The 15,065-nt window shown below is 71.2% G+C and carries 12 protein-coding genes and 2 pseudogenes; 3 read left to right on the forward strand and 11 right to left on the reverse strand.

Annotation, left to right across the window (positions count from 1 at the left end; translation table 11 throughout):
* Nucleotides 1–23 precede the first annotated feature (23 nt).
* Nucleotides 24–1,268 (reverse strand): cytochrome P450, encoded by a 1,245-nt coding sequence (locus tag ACWDD7_RS13950; RefSeq protein WP_450457498.1) that lies wholly within the window; start codon nucleotides 1,266–1,268, stop codon nucleotides 24–26.
* Nucleotides 1,265–2,998 carry an amino acid adenylation domain-containing protein gene (locus tag ACWDD7_RS13955; protein WP_450457499.1) on the reverse strand — a complete coding sequence of 578 codons (1,734 nt, stop codon included), beginning with the start codon at nucleotides 2,996–2,998 and terminating at the stop codon, nucleotides 1,265–1,267. The genes ACWDD7_RS13950 and ACWDD7_RS13955 overlap by 4 nt, the downstream gene beginning before the upstream one ends.
* A 222-nt stretch (nucleotides 2,999–3,220) precedes the next feature.
* On the opposite strand from ACWDD7_RS13955, the gene ACWDD7_RS13960 reads away from it, so the two are divergent.
* Nucleotides 3,221–3,427: a hypothetical protein gene (locus ACWDD7_RS13960; RefSeq protein ID WP_351874906.1), complete on the forward strand. Its 207-nt coding sequence runs from the start codon at nucleotides 3,221–3,223 to the stop codon at nucleotides 3,425–3,427.
* A 70-nt stretch (nucleotides 3,428–3,497) separates the two neighbouring features.
* On the opposite strand, the gene ACWDD7_RS13965 is transcribed toward ACWDD7_RS13960, so the two are convergent.
* On the reverse strand, nucleotides 3,498–6,806 hold the full coding sequence (locus ACWDD7_RS13965; protein WP_450457500.1) for an AfsR/SARP family transcriptional regulator: 3,309 nt from the start codon (nucleotides 6,804–6,806) through the stop codon (nucleotides 3,498–3,500).
* A gap of 379 nt (nucleotides 6,807–7,185) precedes the next feature.
* Nucleotides 7,186–7,536 (reverse strand): annotated as a pseudogene (locus ACWDD7_RS13970) (helix-turn-helix domain-containing protein); the annotation flags it as partial.
* Nucleotides 7,537–7,594: 58 nt separating this feature from the next.
* Between ACWDD7_RS13970 and ACWDD7_RS13975 the strand changes: the two are divergent.
* Both ACWDD7_RS13975 and ACWDD7_RS13980 read left to right on the forward strand, forming a co-directional pair.
* Complete coding sequence (locus ACWDD7_RS13975; protein WP_450457501.1) at nucleotides 7,595–7,867, forward strand: YrhB domain-containing protein; 273 nt, start codon at nucleotides 7,595–7,597, stop codon at nucleotides 7,865–7,867.
* Nucleotides 7,868–7,921: 54 nt separating this feature from the next.
* Nucleotides 7,922–8,626 carry a GntR family transcriptional regulator gene (locus ACWDD7_RS13980; RefSeq protein WP_450457502.1) on the forward strand — a complete coding sequence of 235 codons (705 nt, stop codon included), beginning with the start codon at nucleotides 7,922–7,924 and terminating at the stop codon, nucleotides 8,624–8,626.
* Between the two features lie 35 nt (nucleotides 8,627–8,661).
* Here ACWDD7_RS13980 and ACWDD7_RS13985 read toward each other — a convergent pair whose 3' ends face one another.
* From ACWDD7_RS13985 to ACWDD7_RS14015, 7 genes and pseudogenes are all read right to left on the reverse strand, one after another.
* Nucleotides 8,662–8,844: a hypothetical protein gene (locus ACWDD7_RS13985; protein ID WP_450457503.1), complete on the reverse strand. Its 183-nt coding sequence runs from the start codon at nucleotides 8,842–8,844 to the stop codon at nucleotides 8,662–8,664.
* Between the two features lie 300 nt (nucleotides 8,845–9,144).
* A pseudogene (locus tag ACWDD7_RS13990) lies at nucleotides 9,145–9,701 on the reverse strand (ISAzo13 family transposase); the annotation flags it as partial.
* A 128-nt stretch (nucleotides 9,702–9,829) separates the two neighbouring features.
* The gene (locus tag ACWDD7_RS13995) at nucleotides 9,830–9,988 is read right to left on the reverse strand and encodes a hypothetical protein (protein WP_450457504.1); all 159 of its coding nucleotides are present in this window, start codon (nucleotides 9,986–9,988) and stop codon (nucleotides 9,830–9,832) included.
* 181 nt (nucleotides 9,989–10,169) lie between these two features.
* Entirely contained in the window at nucleotides 10,170–11,693 is a 1,524-nt protein-coding gene (gene adh, locus ACWDD7_RS14000) for an aldehyde dehydrogenase (RefSeq protein ID WP_351865576.1), read from the reverse strand.
* A 56-nt stretch (nucleotides 11,694–11,749) separates the two neighbouring features.
* Entirely contained in the window at nucleotides 11,750–13,057 is a 1,308-nt protein-coding gene (locus ACWDD7_RS14005; protein ID WP_450457505.1) for a GAF domain-containing protein, read from the reverse strand.
* Between the two features lie 102 nt (nucleotides 13,058–13,159).
* The gene (locus ACWDD7_RS14010; RefSeq protein ID WP_450457547.1) at nucleotides 13,160–13,756 is read right to left on the reverse strand and encodes an N-acetylmuramoyl-L-alanine amidase; all 597 of its coding nucleotides are present in this window, start codon (nucleotides 13,754–13,756) and stop codon (nucleotides 13,160–13,162) included.
* Nucleotides 13,757–13,967: 211 nt separating this feature from the next.
* The gene (locus tag ACWDD7_RS14015; protein ID WP_351865580.1) at nucleotides 13,968–14,981 is read right to left on the reverse strand and encodes an acetamidase/formamidase family protein; all 1,014 of its coding nucleotides are present in this window, start codon (nucleotides 14,979–14,981) and stop codon (nucleotides 13,968–13,970) included.
* Nucleotides 14,982–15,065: the final 84 nt, after the last annotated feature.

A 15,065-nucleotide genomic window follows, 5' to 3' on the forward strand; every position in this document is an offset into this window, starting at 1 on the left:
AATCTAGTGGAGGGACGCTTGGGTCAGCGTGGCTCGGTCACCACGGGCAGATGGGTCAGCCCGGCGATGAACACCGACCGCAGATGGCGGGCGGGGCCCGCGGTCTCGACGGACCGGAAGACGCGGAAGAACTCGTCGAACAGGATCCGGAAGGTGATCCGGGCGAGCGGTGCGCCCAGGCAGTAGTGCGGACCGTGGCCGAAGGCGAGGTGTCGGTTGTCCTCGCGCAGCACGTCGAAGCGGTACGGGTCGGTGAAGACGCGCTCGTCGCGGTTGGCCGAGCCGATCCACGCGGCGACCGCGTCACCGGCGGCGACCCGGCCCCCGGCCAGTTCGGTGTCCTTGACGGCGTAGCGCAGGAAGCTGCTGGCCGGCGATGTCCAGCGCAGGCCCTCCTCCACCAGGGTGGGGACGACCGCGGCGGGGTCACCGGCCGCCTTGCGCAGCTCGTCCGGGTGCTCACCGAGGGCGAGCAGCGTGCCGGAGACGGTGTGCGGGGTGGTCGCGTTGGCGCCCAGCAGGATGCTGTAGCAGTTGTAGATGACCTCTTCGTCGGTGAGCGGGGCGTCGCCCGCGCTCATGGTCATCAGATGCCCGATGAGGTCATCGGCGGGTTCTGTCAGCCTGCGTTCACGCACCCGCGCGGCGAAGTAGTCGAACGTCTGGTGGTGGGCGACGGCAAGGGTGGCGGCGCCGCTGCCGACGCTGAACTCGGCGTCGTCGGGTGCCGCGGCCATCGCCGTCCAGCGCACGAGGTCGTCCCAGTCCTTCTCCGGTACGCCCATCAGGGCGCCGGCGACGGTCATGGGCAGCCGGTAGGCGCGCTCGGCCACGTCCCAGACCCCGCCGCCGAGCGCGGGGGAGAGGAACTCGGTCACCGCCTGCCGGATGCGGCCCTCCCAGTCGGCGAGGGCCCGCGCGGTGAGCCTGCGGTTCAGCGGGCGGCGCAGCAGGCCGTGGCGCGGCGGGTCGGTGGAGACCAGCATCTTGCCCGACGACACGTCGTCGTGGCCGAGCTGGGTGAGCACCGAGCCGCGTTCGGAGGTGAACTCCCGGTGGTCGCCGAGCACCCGGCAGACGTCGTCGTAGCGGGTCACCGACCAGAACCGCCGGCCGTCGGGCAGCACCTGGCGATGGAGCGGGGCGTGCTCGCGCAGATGGGCCCACACGGCGTGCGGGTCGCCGCTCGCGTGGAACTCCGGGTCGAACAGGTCGGCGGCGGCCGGGTCGGCGGTCTCGCCGACGAAGGGGGCGGCAGCGATCCTCACCGGGCGCCTCCGGCCTGGACGACGGCGTCGGCGAGACCGGCCGGGGTGGGGGCGAGGTAGAAGGTGACCGGCGAGATCTGCACGCCGTACTCGCGCTCCAGGTCGGTGGTGATCCGCACTCCCACCAGGGAGTGGCCGCCGAGTTCGAAGAAGTCGTCGTCGGCGCCGATCCCGTCGATGCCGAGGTGGTCGCTCCACAGCTGGGCGACCGCGGCCTCGATGCCGGGGGCCGGGGTGCGGTGCTCGGCGTTCAGCTCGGGCCTGGCCGGTGAGGTGTCGGCGGTGAGGGCGGCCCGGTCGACCTTGCCGTTGGCGGTCAGCGGCAGCGCGTCGACGACCCGGACGTGCGAGGGAACGGCGTACGAGGGCAGTACCTCGCCCAGTTCGCGGCGCAGCGCGAGGGTGGCGGGCCGGGCGCCGCCGTGTCCGGTGACGAAGGCCACGAGCCGCTTGCCGCCGTCCGGTCCGGGCTGTGCGACGACCGCCGCCTCGGCGATGTCGTCGCGGGCGGCGAGCGCGGCCTCGATCTCGCCGGGCTCGATCCGGAAGCCCCGGATCTTTACCTGGCGGTCGGCGCGGCCGTGGTAGTCGAGGACACCGTCCGCGCGGCGGCTCACCAGGTCGCCGGTGCGGTACATCCGGGCGCCGGGCCGGTCGTCGAACGGATCGGGCAGGAAGGCGCGGCTGGTCTGCTCGGGGTCGCCGAGGTAGTCGAGGGCGAGACCGTCGCCCGTGGCGTACAGCTCGCCGACCTCGCCGTCGGGCACGGGCCGCAGGTCGGCGTCGAGGATGTGCACGCCGGTACCGCGGATCGGGCGGCCGATGGGTACGGCGCCCTCGACCGGTGCGGTGATCGTGTGGCAGCAGGTGAACGTGGTGTTCTCGGTGGGCCCGTAGCCGTTGACGAGAGTGAGGCCGGGCAGCGCCGCGAGGGCCTGGTTGACATGCGGCGGCGACAGGACGTCCCCGCCGGCCAGCAGGACCCGTACCCCGCCGAGGTCGTCGAGGCCGTACTCCACGACCTGCTGGAACAGTCCGGCCGTGAGCCACAGCACGGTGATCCCGAAGTGGCGGATGTGCTTGGTCAGTTCACCGATGGCGAGATCGCGCTCGGGCGCCACGTCGAGGCGGGCCCCGTTGAGCAGCGGCCCCCAGATCTCCAGGGTGGAGGCGTCGAAGGCGACGGGCGCGTACTGGAGGACGACGTCGTCGGGCCCGATGGTGAGGAAGTCGGCGTCCACGACGAGCCGCAGGACCGCGCGGTGCGGCACCCGGACTCCCTTGGGGACGCCGGTCGATCCCGAGGTGTAGGCGACGTACGCGACGTCGTCCGGCGCGGTCTCGACGGGTTCGGGGGCCGAGCCCTCGCCCAAGGCGTCGAGGTCGTCGCGGGTCAGTACGACCTCGGCGCCGCTGTCGGCGAGAATGAGCCGCCGGCGCTCGGCCGGGTAGCGGCGTTCGAGCGCCAGGTAGGCGGCCCCGGCCTTCAGGATGCCGAGGAGGGCGACGACGGTCGCGGCGCGGCGGTCCGCGTCGAGCCCGACCACGTCGCCGGGCTTGACCCCCCGGTCCTGCAAGTGCCGGGCCAGGTGGTCGGAGCGGCGGTCCAGCTCCCGGTAGGTCAGCTCGGCGTCCTCGCCGCGCACGGCGATCCGCTCGGGGGCGCTGCGGGCCTGCCGCACGAAGAGCGCTGCGATCGACGGGGGGTGCGTGCCGTACTGCGACTCCACGGGCCGGCCTCCAGGTGCTGATCGGGCGCGGCCACCGGGTTTCGGTCACCGCCGCGGCCCATCATGGGTACGGCCCCTACCGACACGCTTTCGGCCACATACCGGGCGCGGGTAGTGCGGTGATAGCGGAGGCGGTAGCAGGGCGATAGCGCGGCTGCATAGCATCGCCGCACCGAGCGACGAGCACTCGGCCGATCCATCGGCTTCGGAAAGGGAGCAGACGTGCGGAACCTCCTCACCATCGCGATCACCTCTTTGATCGCGGCGGCGGTCCTCCCGGTGGCCCTCAGCGGGCAGGCTGCCGCCGCGGACACCCCCTGGCCTTCTCCCGGTGCCAAGAGCGTGGTGACCGCGGGGGACACACCGTGGCCCGGCACCGGCACCGGCACGGCCGCCGTCAACGGCGACACCCCGTGGCCGGTGGCCTGACCCCGTCGACCGGCCTCGCTCGGGACCCGGTCCCCCCGAGCCTGGTGCCGGGGGGACTTCCGGCCGGACCTCAGCAGTGCAGCCCGCTCGGCTTCCCCGGGCCCGGCGACTGTGCCGCCCGGTCCTCCAGGTCGACTTCCAACTGGGCCAGTTCCAGGCGTACTTCGGCCGCACCCACCCGGTCCATGATGCGTTCCCGGGTCGCGATGGCGGCACGCAGCAGGCGCTGGGCGTCGTCGTTGCGGCCCAGGCGTGCGCTCACGCCGCCGAGGCGGTGCAGTACCCGTGACTCCCCGGCCACGTCCCGCCGCTCGCGCACCTGCCGCAACAGGTCGGCGAGCACCTCCTCGGCCTCCTCGTAGCGCCCCTGGCGCTGCATCAGGTCGCTGAGCACGTAGCGCACCTGCAACTCGACCCGGCGGCTGCCCGCGCCCTGGCAGATGTCCAGGGCCTCGTTGAGATAGCCGCCGGCGGTGCCCCAGTTGCCGCGGTCGCCCTCCAGGCGCCCCATGTGCACCAGCACGCTGGCCGCGCCGACATGGTCGCCCGCCTCCCGGAACTCGCCGAGCGCCGCCCAGAAGTGGCCGAGCGCGGCCTCCAGGTCGCCTCGGCGCGCCTCCAGCAGGGCGAGATTGCGCCGAGCCAGGGCGCAGCCGTGCACATCGCCGAGCGAGATGAACAACTCCAGTGCGGGTACGAGGTGTTGGCGGGCCGCCTTGAGCTGCGAGCGGCTCAGGTGCAGCGAGCCGAGCGAGCACAGCAGCGCCGCACGGCCGCGCTCGGCGCCGGCCGCCCGCACGCTCTCCAGTGCCCGCAGATGCGTGGCCTCCCAGTCCTCGAAGTAGCAGCGCGCCTCGAACAGCGAGACGAGCCCGGTGGCCAGGTCCCAGCAGGCCTCGGCCTGCCCGGTGCGGGCCGCGAGGCCGACGGCGGCGCAGACGTTGGCGCGCTCGGATTCCAGCCAGCCCAGCGGATCGGCCAGCGTCCGGTCCAGGGTGAGGCCGGCCGGGCTGCGGCGCGGCGCCGTGCCGTGCAGGACGGTGAAGTCGCCGCCGTAGATCCGCCGGTGCGCCTCGTCGACGAGGCTGAGCCAGCCGCCGATCACCCGGGCGAGGGCGGCGTCGCTGTCGTCGGCGTCCCGGTGCCGGAGCAGTTCCTCGCGGGCGAACAGCCGGACCAGGCCCGGCAGCCGGTACCGGGGACTGAACGTCGGGTCGTTTCCCACCACTTCGAGGAGCTGCGCCTCCACCAGCTGGTCGAGCAGGTCGACGGCCTGGAAGAGATCCACGTCGAGCAGGGCCGCGGCGACCCAGCCACCGGTCGAGGGCCCGTCGAGCAGGCTCAGCAGGCGCAGCAGCCGGCGGGCGCTGTGGTCGAGGGCCTCGTAGGAGAGGGTGAGTCCGGTACGGATCTCCAGGTCGCCGTAGGCCAGTTCGTCGAGGCGCCGGTGCTCGTCGGAGAGCCGCTCGACCATCCACGCCAGCGACCAGTGCGGGCGGGCCGCGAGCCGGGCCGCCACGATCCGCAGCGCCAGCGGCAGCCGGCCCACGATGCGGCCCAGCGTCTCGGCGGCCTGCGCCTCGTTCGCCACCCGCCGCTCGCCGACGACACCGGCGAGCATCCGCAGGACCTCGTCGTCGTCCAGGACGTCCACGGTCAGGGCCCGCACACCGGGCAGGCCTGCCGCCCGCGGGCTGCCGGTGACGAGGACGGCGCTGGCGCCGGTGCCGGGCAGCAGCGGGCCGAGCTGGGCCTCGGTCGCCACGTCGTCGAGGACCACGAGCATCCGCCGCTCGGCGAGCAACTGCCGGTACAGGGCGGCGCGTTCGTCGCACGACGCGGGCAGCGCCTCGCCCGGAACACCGAGCGCCCGCAGGAAGCGGCAGAGGACTTCGCTCGCGGTCAGCCGGCTGCCGGGCGCGCGGCCCAGGTCGCAGTACAGCTGCCCGTCAGGGAAGGCGCGGGCCATCCGGTGGGCGGCGTGCACCGCGAGGGCGCTCTTGCCGATGCCGGACTGCCCGGTGAGGGCGACGACCCGGACGCCGGTGGCGCCGGACCCGGTGAGCAGCTCCTCGACGGTTCTGAGGGGGTCGGTCCGGCCGACGAAGCCGACGATGTCCGGCGGCAGTTGGCAGGGGACGGCGGCGGTGTCGGTGCCGTCCGCCGCCACGACGACCGCCGGCGCGGGGAGTCCGCCGTCCGCCGGGGGCTCGACGGCGGCGGACGGCGCACTCGCCGCGGCGGCCGAGGCGATCCCGGCCTCGCCGGAGAGGATGGCGCGCTGGGTCTCCCGCAACTCGTCGCCGGGTTCCAGACCCAGTTCCTCCACGGCGAGCCGGCGGCCGGTCCGGTAGGTCTCCAGTGCCTCGGCGGTCCGCCCCGAGCGGTGCAGGGCGAGCATCAGCTGACCGCGGGTGCGCTCGCGCAGCGGGTGTTCAGCGAGCAGGGCCCTGAGTTCCCCGACGAGTTCGGTGTGGCGTCCCGCGTCGAGCCGGAGTCCGGCGTAGGTCTCCAGCGCGGCGAGGCGGGCTTCTTCCAAATGCTGGGCGCGCAGCATCAGGCGGTTGCTTCCGGTGCCACTCATCGCCGGGCCGCGCCACAGGGAAAGAGCCGACCTGAGAACCTCCTGTGCTTCGGCGGCACAGTTCTTCCTCATCAGTGCATGCGCTGCGGAAACGCCGGAAAGAAATATCTGACTGTCCAGTTCCCCTTCGGCGACCCGAATCATGTAGCCGGGGTCTTTCGTGACGATGACCGAAGAGCGTCCGCTCTTCGAAAGCAACGTCCGCAGACCCGATATGCAACTCTGTATCTGTGTGCGTGCGGTGAGCGGCGGATTTTCTCCCCACACCGCTTCCATCAGGTTCTCCGCGCTGACCACACGGTTCGCCTCAAGGAGCAGAACGGTCAATACCGTCTGCATTCGACCGCGCGGAACCCGACTCTCCGGTGACCCCTCGAAGACGACTTCGAGCGGGCCCAGAATTCGATAGACCGGACGGTTCACCGTCACCATGCAACCCCCTGGACGAGTCTTTCCGAATACCTGTGGGCACGAAGAGAGAGGGTTCATGAGCATTTGTGACGGTGCCCCTGAACACCCTCGTGACCGCACTGTACGTGAAGACAGGTGACGCCCGACGAGTCGTGAACGCTGTTCCGCGGGCGGTCCCGCCGACGTAGGCCATACGCCCGCGGGGCGGCGGGGCGCGGCGATCGTCTTGGCGGCCCGCGGTGCGAAGAGGCCGGGAATCCGCCGCGGCGGGGACTGCGACGGGCCGGCTCTGTCGCCGGGCATCTCCGGTGCCGACGCGTACGACGGCCGTGGCCTCACGTCGATCGTGCGCGGCATCCGCCACCGCGTCGCGCGCAAAGGCATCGGCGCCCGCGCCACCGTAATGAGCGCAAGGCCGGGTCATGCGTGCCTTCGTCGATATGGCCGAAGCTTTCGTCGGTCACCGCCGACTCACAACGGAATAGTGTCACCAGGGTTTTGCCGTCAGTCGTCGAATCGGCCCTCGGACATGTGCTGTCATACGGAGAGGGCCCCGACCGTCAAAGGTCGGGGCCCTCTCCGTACATGCTCACGGCCTATCTGCTCCGGCGTCAGGGCGTGGCGCCGGTCTCCTCGCCGGACTGCCGCGTGGCGGCCCCGCCCGTCGGTCCGAACGCCTGCCAGGCCTCGGCGGCGGCCGCCTCGGTGTGGGGTGGCTGTCGTCCAGCCAGTGGGTGACGAGGCCGATGAAGGCTCCGGCCGCGTGGTCCCGGGTGGGGACCAGGGTGCCGTCCGCGATGAGCACGGTGCCCTTGGCGAACCGCTTGCGGGGCTGGAGGGCGAGCATCGGCCCGAGGTGGCCGATGATCCGGTCTGCCGCTGATTTCGACACCCCGAACAACGGGGCGAGCTGCCTCATCGTGAGGTTCGTTCGCCAGTACGCCGCGACCAGTAGGGCCCGGTCCTCCAGCGGAAGACTCCACGGCCGGCCCCTGCGGACCGCGTCCGCACCCTCGCGTCGCAGCACCGTCACCAGCTTCCCGAACTGACGCGGGCTGAGCCCGGTGAACGGGGCTATCCAGGAGGGCTCCGACGCCGTGATCACATCAGCCACACCAAGATCATCTCAGGCCGGTTAGGGTGCCTTCTCCGAGTCGACGGACTGGAGACGGATGATGGAGCAAGACGAGGCCCTGCAGCTCGCGATGGCGTTTCTCGCGCACAGCCAACGCGATGACGAGCTGCCACTCGCCATCGACGCAGAGCGGGTCCGTGAGAGCAACGGGCTCCTGATCGTGCCCTACAACTCTGTGCAGTACCTCGCCTCGCGTGATGCGAGAGAGCAACTGTTGGACTGCTGGCCCATCCTCGTCGACCTTGAACGCGGAGACGTGCGATTCGGGACCCTGGACGAGCGACATCTGTGGAGGAACCCGAGCGCCTGAGGGCTGTCCCGCAACGATAGTTGCGGGACAGCCCTTAGATGTCAACATCTGAACATGGTGTCCGCTCTGCCGAAAGCCGCTCTGCCGAAAGCCGCCCGCCGAGGGCTCGCCGACGAGGCAGCCGACCTGGTCCGCGAGGCGATCCTCGCCGGCCATTTCCCACCTGGAGCGCCGCTGCGGGAGGTTGAACTCGCAACGCACCTCGGCATCAGCCGCGGCTCGGTCCGTCAGGGCCTCGCCGAGCTGGAACACGAAGGCCTCATCCGCACCGGCTGGCACCAGGCGACCACCGTCATCGAGGTGCGAACTGAGGACGTCGAGGAGGTCTACGCCCTGCGCGCCGCGCTCGACCGCCTCGCCGCGACGACCGCGCGGCGATCAGCGGGCACCGCCGACTTCGCCGAGCTCGACCGCCTCGTCGACGCGATGGACACGGAATGCCGTGCCACCGCCGACAGTCGTCGTCTGGTGGCACTGGACATCGCGTTTCACGACCAGATCTATGCCGCCGCCGGCAACGGGCGCCTCACTACGGCGTGGCACGCCATCCGATCTCAGATCCACCTGTTCCAGCTGCGCCGGTTCGAGTCCGGCTATGACCACTACCGTGCCCGGGTTGTCGACGAACATCGGGAACTGGCAGCCCTTTTGCGCGATGGCGACGTACGAACCCTGGCACGAAAGGCTGAAGAACACGTCGACTCCGCTCGCCGCTCGCTACTGGCGGGTCTGCCGAACGCGTCGCCTACATCGCCTTGATCGTGGGTGGATTCTCGCTAAGGGCTTGCAGATCATCAACATGACGTTTTGATCTTGCTGTTGAGGTCGTTGCTCAGGGCGATGACCCGGGCTTGGAGGATTGCGAGGGCGGCGGGTGGGGTGGCCACCGGTGGGATGCTGATGCCGTGTGCGTCGAGCAGTCTCCTGATCTTCAGCAGGGTGCGGTGCATGGCGGTCCGGCTGCTGCCGAAGAGCACGGCGAGGGGTTTCGCGGCCAGGTTGACGCGCAGGGCAGCACGGTGGCCAGGACCTGGTCGGGGAAGGCGAGCCGGGGAGGGCGGCCGCGTCGGGTATCGCCGGCCGGGACCAGGGTCTGGGCCAGGTCGTTCAGTTGGTGAGGGGGGGCAGTCCGGTCAGTGCGGGATCGGTCAGCAGGGCCGGATCCCATGCCGGTGTCTGCGGAGCTCGGGGTGCCGGGATGGCCGGGGTCGGTTGGGGGTGCAGGGCGTAGTCCCAGTCGCCGTGGAAGGCATGCCGGGACAGTGGCAGGGCTGCCGTTCCTTCTTCTTGGTGTCCACGCTGATCACCGGCTGGCCGGCGTCCCGGTGCTTGCGCGCCTGCTCGTTGAGATAGCGGAACTGGGCATCGCGGTCGGCGTGCTGGCCACCCTCCAGGGTCTTGGCGTTGGCCTGCGGGCTGAAGCCTTCCTCCCGCAGCAGATCGGCGACGGTATCGGCGCTGACCTTGTGCCCAGCCCGGGCCGGCTCCCGAGCGAGGGTGCGGGTCGACTTGACCGTCCACCGCAGCGGCGACATCGGATCGCCCCGCTCGTTCGGCTCGACCAGCGCCAGCAGCGCGGGCCGCAGCCCCGCATCGAGGTCCGCGACCCGTTTGCGGCCCCGCCCGGCCGCCGCACCCGTCCCGGCGGGGCCTCGCCGGCCTCCAGCTCGGACACACCCCTGTGGACCGTCGTCTCGCTCACCGTGGCCGCCCGCGCGACGGCCCGGGTGCCACCGTGCCCCAGCAGCCGGGCCTCCGCTCCCATCAGCAAGCGTCGCTGCCGCTCGTCGAAGTGCGGGACGTTCGGGCGGTCGTCGCGCCCCTCGGCGACCATGCGCACCGCACGACGGCGGAGCTCAAGCGGGCAACGGGAAGGTCATGCCGTGACTCGCTCCTTTCATGAAATCGATTCTCCATTCGAACCGGTGCGGTTCACCGGCGTGCCGGGATCTCGTTCTTGCTCTACTCCGGAGTGGACCCGACCGAGTACGCCCGCTGCGCCCGCCAGAGCGTTGCGTTGAGGTTCTCTTTCGCCACTACGCCAAGTTCCTTGACGGCCTTCGAGAGCAGGCGAACCGTCTCATCGAGCAGTCCATCAACGAGTGGCAGCGCGTCGGTCAAGTTGACGTACCCGAGGGCTGAACCGAGGGTTTGGTCCGTGACTGGTCCGGAAGCGCTGGTCGGGAGGGGTGCAGTCGTGGGAGGAACTGGGCGTTAGCGCGCAAGCCGGGCCCGGTCGAGAACGGGTTGCACGAAGGGCGCCTGACGGGTGAAAACCCAGGTCAGGCGCCTTCGCAGGCGTCTAGAAGAATCCCAGCTTCTTCGGCGAGTACGACACCAGAAGATTCTTGGTCTGCTGGTAGTGCTCCAGCATCATCTTGTGCGTCTCGCGGCCGATGCCGGACTGCTTGTAACCGCCGAACGCCGCGTGCGCCGGGTAGGCGTGGTAGCAGTTGGTCCAGACGCGGCCCGCCTGGATCGCGCGGCCCGCGCGGTACGCGGTGTTGGCGTCCCGGGTCCACACCCCCGCGCCGAGCCCGTACAGCGTGTCGTTGGCGATCTTGATGGCGTCGTCGAAGTCGTCGAACGAGGCCACCGAGACGACCGGGCCGAAGATCTCCTCCTGGAAGACCCGCATCCGGTTGTCGCCCTCGAAGATGGTCGGCTGCACGTAGTAGCCGCCCTTCAACTCCCCGTCGTACTCGATGCGTTCGCCACCCGTAAGGACCTTCGCACCCTCCTGCCGGCCGATGTCCAGGTAGGAGAGGATCTTCTCCAGCTGGTCGTTGGAGGCCTGGGCGCCGATCATGGTGTCGGTGTCGAGCGGGTGCCCCGGCTTGATCTGCCGGGTGCGCTCGACCGCGGCCGCCAGGAACTCCGCGTAGTTGCCGCGCTGGACGAGCGCCCGGGACGGGCAGGTGCACACCTCGCCCTGGTTGAGCGCGAACATCGTGAAGCCTTCCAGCGCCTTGTCGCGGAAGTCGTCGTCGTGCGCCCACACGTCGTCGAAGAAGATGTTCGGCGACTTGCCGCCCAGTTCGAGCGTGACCGGCTTGATGTTCTCCGAGGCGTACTGCATGATCAGCCGCCCGGTCGTGGTCTCCCCGGTGAACGCCACCTTCGCCACCCGCGGGCTCGACGCCAGCGGCTTGCCCGCCTCGACCCCGAAGCCGTTGACGATGTTCAGCACGCCCGGCGGCAGCAGGTCCGCGATCAGGCTCACCCAGTAGTGGATGGAGGCCGGGGTCTGCTCGGCCGGCTTGAGCACCACCGCGTTGCCCGCGGCGAGCGCCGGCGCGAGCTTCCACGTGGCCATCAGGATCGGGAAGTTCCAGGGGATGATCTGCGCGACGACCCCGAGCGGCTCATGGAAGTGGTACGCCACCGTGTCGTCGTCGATCTCGCCCAGCGACCCCTCCTGCGCCCGGATCGCCCCCGCGAAGTACCGGAAGTGGTCGATCGCCAGCGGGATGTCCGCCGCCAGCGTCTCCCGCACCGGCTTGCCGTTCTCCCAGGTCTCCGCCACCGCGAGGGACTCGAGGTTGGCCTCCATGCGGTCGGCGATCTTCCGCAGGATGTCCGAACGCTCGGTCACCGACGTGCGGCCCCATCCGGGGGCGGCCGCGTGCGCCGCGTCCAGCGCCCGCTCCACGTCCTCCGCCGTGCCGCGCGCGATCTCGGTGAACGGCAGACCGTTCACCGGCGACGGGTTCTCGAAGTACTGCCCGCGCACCGGCGGCACGTACTCGCCGCCGATGAAGTGGTCATAGCGCGCCTGGTAGGAGACGATCGCGCCCTCGGTGCCCGGCGCCGCGTAACGAGTCATCCTGGTGTGCCTCCCGGTGCAGCGCTGCCCGCCGTTGGGCAGCTCTCGGCGCGAGGCTAGGCGGGCGGACGTTGCAAGTACGTTGCGCCGCGGAATCGCGTGTGTGTCCCCGCGACCGGCACCGCCAACTCGGCCTCCAGCGCCGCCAGCCGCGCCCGCACCGACGCCGTCGGCCGCACCGCCGCGAGCGCCCGCCACACCTCGATGTCGTCCTCCCCCCACGGAGCGTGTGCCCAGTCCGCCAGCAGATCCGGATCGCGGTGCGCCACCAGTGCCGTCCGCAGCCCCCGCGCGAGACGCTCCCGCAGCCGCACGATCGCCGGCGCCCCCGATCCCGGCAGCAGCGGGCCGGCGTACGCCTCGGTCGCCGCGGTGAGCGCCCCCGACGCCAGCCGCCGCTCCACCACGGTCGCGTCCGCGTCGACCGCGGCCGTCAGGCGGTACGGCCGCGAGGCCAGCAGTCCCGGTCCCAACAGCCGCCGCAGCCGTGCCAGTTCCGCCCGCAACGTCACCGGGGTCACCGACTCGTCCGCGTACAGCGCGCACAGCAACGCGTCCCCCGTCAGCCCCTCGGGGTGCCGCGACAGCAGCAGCACGATCTCGCTGTGCCGACGGCTGAGCCTCATCCGCCTTTCTGGAAGCACGAGTTCGGCCTCGTCCCGGCCCAGCACGCGCAGCATCGGAGCGTCACCCGTCTGCCGCGCCGGGGCGAGCAGCGCCAACTGGGCCTCCGCGGCCCGCGCCACGGCCTGCACGAAACCCAGGCTGTGCGGATGCGCCAGGCCGTCCCCGCCGGTGACGTCCACGGCGCCCAGCACCCGCCCGGTGCGCGGATCGTGCACCGGCGCGGCCACGCACGTCCAGGGCTGCACCCGCCGGGTGAAGTGCTCCGCCGCGAACACCTGCACCGGCCGATCCAGCGCCACGGCGGTCCCCGGCGCGTTGGTGCCCACCGCGGCCTCCGACCAGCGCGCCCCGGGCACGAAGTTCATCGCGTCCGCGCGCCGCCGCGCCGCCGGATGCCCCTCGACCCACAGCAGTCTGCCCTGCGCGTCGCACACCGCGAGCAACTGCTCCTCCTCCGCGGCGAACGTGCCCAACAGCTCCCGGAACAACGGCATCAGCCGGGCCAGCGGATGCTCCGCCCGGTAGACACCGAGGTCCTCGTCGGACAGCTCCACGGACGCCGTGCCGTCCGGTACGACGCCGGCCCGCGCGCTGCGCCGCCACGACTCGGCCACCACCGACCGCACCGGGCGCGGCACCGCGCCCACCGTGGTGAACGTCTCGTGCGCCCGGCGCAGCACCCGGACCCGCTCGGCGGGATCGGCCCCCGGCTCCAGGGCCACCCACGAATCGGTCAACTCGGCCTCCCCGGACGGCGTTGCGGCGATGATCCGTCCGGGACCATCGTCACGTGCCGTGTCCGCGCAGACAACCGGTGTGACGCCGGTTCGGGTTCTGTGCTAGGCGAAGTTGACCAGTCTGATGTAGCGGACCCAGTCCCAGTAGGGGCCGGGGTCGGTGTGGTCGGTGCCGGGTACCTCGTAGTGGCCGATGATGTGCTCCCTGTCCTTGGGGATGCCGTACCTGTCGCAGACGGACGCCGTGAGCGTCGCCGACTGCTCGTAGAGGGCGTTGGTGAAGTAGGAAGGCTGGTCCACCCACCCCTCGTGCTCGATGCCGATGCTGCGGGTGTTGTAGCTCCAGTTGCCCGCGTGCCAGGCGATGTCGCTCTCGTGTACGCACTGGGCGACGTGCCCGTCCGCCGAGCGCACCACATAGTGGGCGGAGACCTGTTTCTGCGGGTTCTGGAAGATGGCCAGGGTGTCGGCGTACGTCTCCTGGGTCACATGGATGATGACGCGGTCGATGGCGTAGCTGCCGGGCCTGCCGGAGGCCGTGTAGTTGGAGGCGCTGGCGGGGGCCCACTCGGCGGGCGGGTAGTCGACGGAACCGCTCGCGCCCGCGCGCGGTTCGGGAAGCAGCGCGTACGGAACCGCGGCGAGCGCCGCGCCCTTCAGAATCCATCGTCTGCTCGGACGCGGCCTTTCCCGGTTCATGTCCATCGTGGGATTCCTTCTCGGAGTGGGGGAGTCGGGGAGTGATGGGAGTACGGGAGGTGGTGCTTCCTGCGTGTTTCGAAAGGGGCTCACGGGAGGGCCCGGTCGGTGCGTCGGTGCACCAGTGGGGGCGGTGCGCTGGATGGGCCGGTGATTCTGGTGTCAGCGGGCGCCGTCGGCGTGCGTACGGCGTCGGGGACGGACCGGCTCGTCAACCGCGCAGTGCCCGCGCGGTCTCCCGCAGCCGCGCGTGCACACCGCGGTAGGTCTCCCGCGCGGGCAGCCACTCCTTGCGGAGCTTGGCCACGCACGTGTAGTTCGTGTCGCACACGTTCGCCAGCGGCGACTCGACCGTCTGGGTGGCGAACTGGTACGCGTCCAGTTCGCTGAACCCGTAGTCGCGAACCAGCCAGTGCACCAGGTCCAGCTGGGATATCCGGAACGCATCCTCCAACGGGCGCGCCGAACCGGTCGAGACGATGTGCGTGTCCGACTCCAGCCGGGGCCACGGTGTGGCGACATCCTTGAGGAGGTCCACGATCACCACGGTGTTCATCGCGCATTCCACCGCCACCCCACAGGTCTCGCCCTCACCCTGCCGGGCGTGCCCGTCGCCGAGACTGAGCAGCGCGCCCTCCACATTGACCCCGAGGTAGCAGGTGACCCCGGCGCGCATCTCCGGTGTGTCCATGTTCCCGCCGTGCGCGTCCGGGACCAGTGCCGAGCGGACCTCCAGGTTGGCCGGCGCCACGCCCACCGTGCCGTGCATCGGTTCCATGGGCAGTTCCCGCTCGAAGTCGCTGTCCCGCGCACGGAAGAGGGCGGTGCGCCGCGCACGGTCCAGCTCCCAGATCCAGACCCGCTCCGGCAGCGGCGGCTGGAGCGAGGCGGTGGCATGGGTGGAGGTGAGCGCCCCGAAGAGGGGGACCGTCGTGGACGCCGCCCAGTCGCGGGCCGGTTCGATGGACACGAAGTGCACGGCCACCGTGTCACCGGGTTCGGCGCCCTCGATGTGGAAGGGGCCCGTCTGGGGATTGAGGAACGGGAACTCGCAGACCTCGGACACCAGGTCCTTCTCGGAGCGCACCCGGCCGGCGAAGCAGTCCTCCGTGAACAGGTCGAGCACCGTGCCGGGCGCGATGCGGGCCACGGGCGCCGCGCCGCCGAACGTCCAGGCGTACTCGCCCGGTTCCGGTCGCACGGTGAGAATCCGGGGGTCGGTCATCGTGTCATGGTCCTTTCTGGTGGGGGCGTGACGGAGAACGGACAGGGGGCGGGGAGAAGAGGGGCGGAGTGGGCGGGAGAGCGA

This window comes from Streptomyces sp. NPDC001056 (assembly GCF_053598955.1).

Excerpts from the sequence above, each read along its gene's own strand:
- ACWDD7_RS13965 (WP_450457500.1), bottom strand. The coding sequence starts at position 6,806 with ATGCCTTTGCGCGCGACGCGGTGGCGGATGCCGCGCACGATCGACGTG.
- ACWDD7_RS13975 (WP_450457501.1), top strand. The coding sequence starts at position 7,595 with ATGATGGAGCAAGACGAGGCCCTGCAGCTCGCGATGGCGTTTCTCGCG.
- ACWDD7_RS13980 (WP_450457502.1), top strand. The coding sequence starts at position 7,922 with ATGGTGTCCGCTCTGCCGAAAGCCGCTCTGCCGAAAGCCGCCCGCCGA.
- adh (WP_351865576.1), bottom strand. The coding sequence starts at position 11,693 with ATGACTCGTTACGCGGCGCCGGGCACCGAGGGCGCGATCGTCTCCTAC.
- ACWDD7_RS14010 (WP_450457547.1), bottom strand. The coding sequence starts at position 13,756 with ATGAACCGGGAAAGGCCGCGTCCGAGCAGACGATGGATTCTGAAGGGC.
- ACWDD7_RS14015 (WP_351865580.1), bottom strand. The coding sequence starts at position 14,981 with ATGACCGACCCCCGGATTCTCACCGTGCGACCGGAACCGGGCGAGTAC.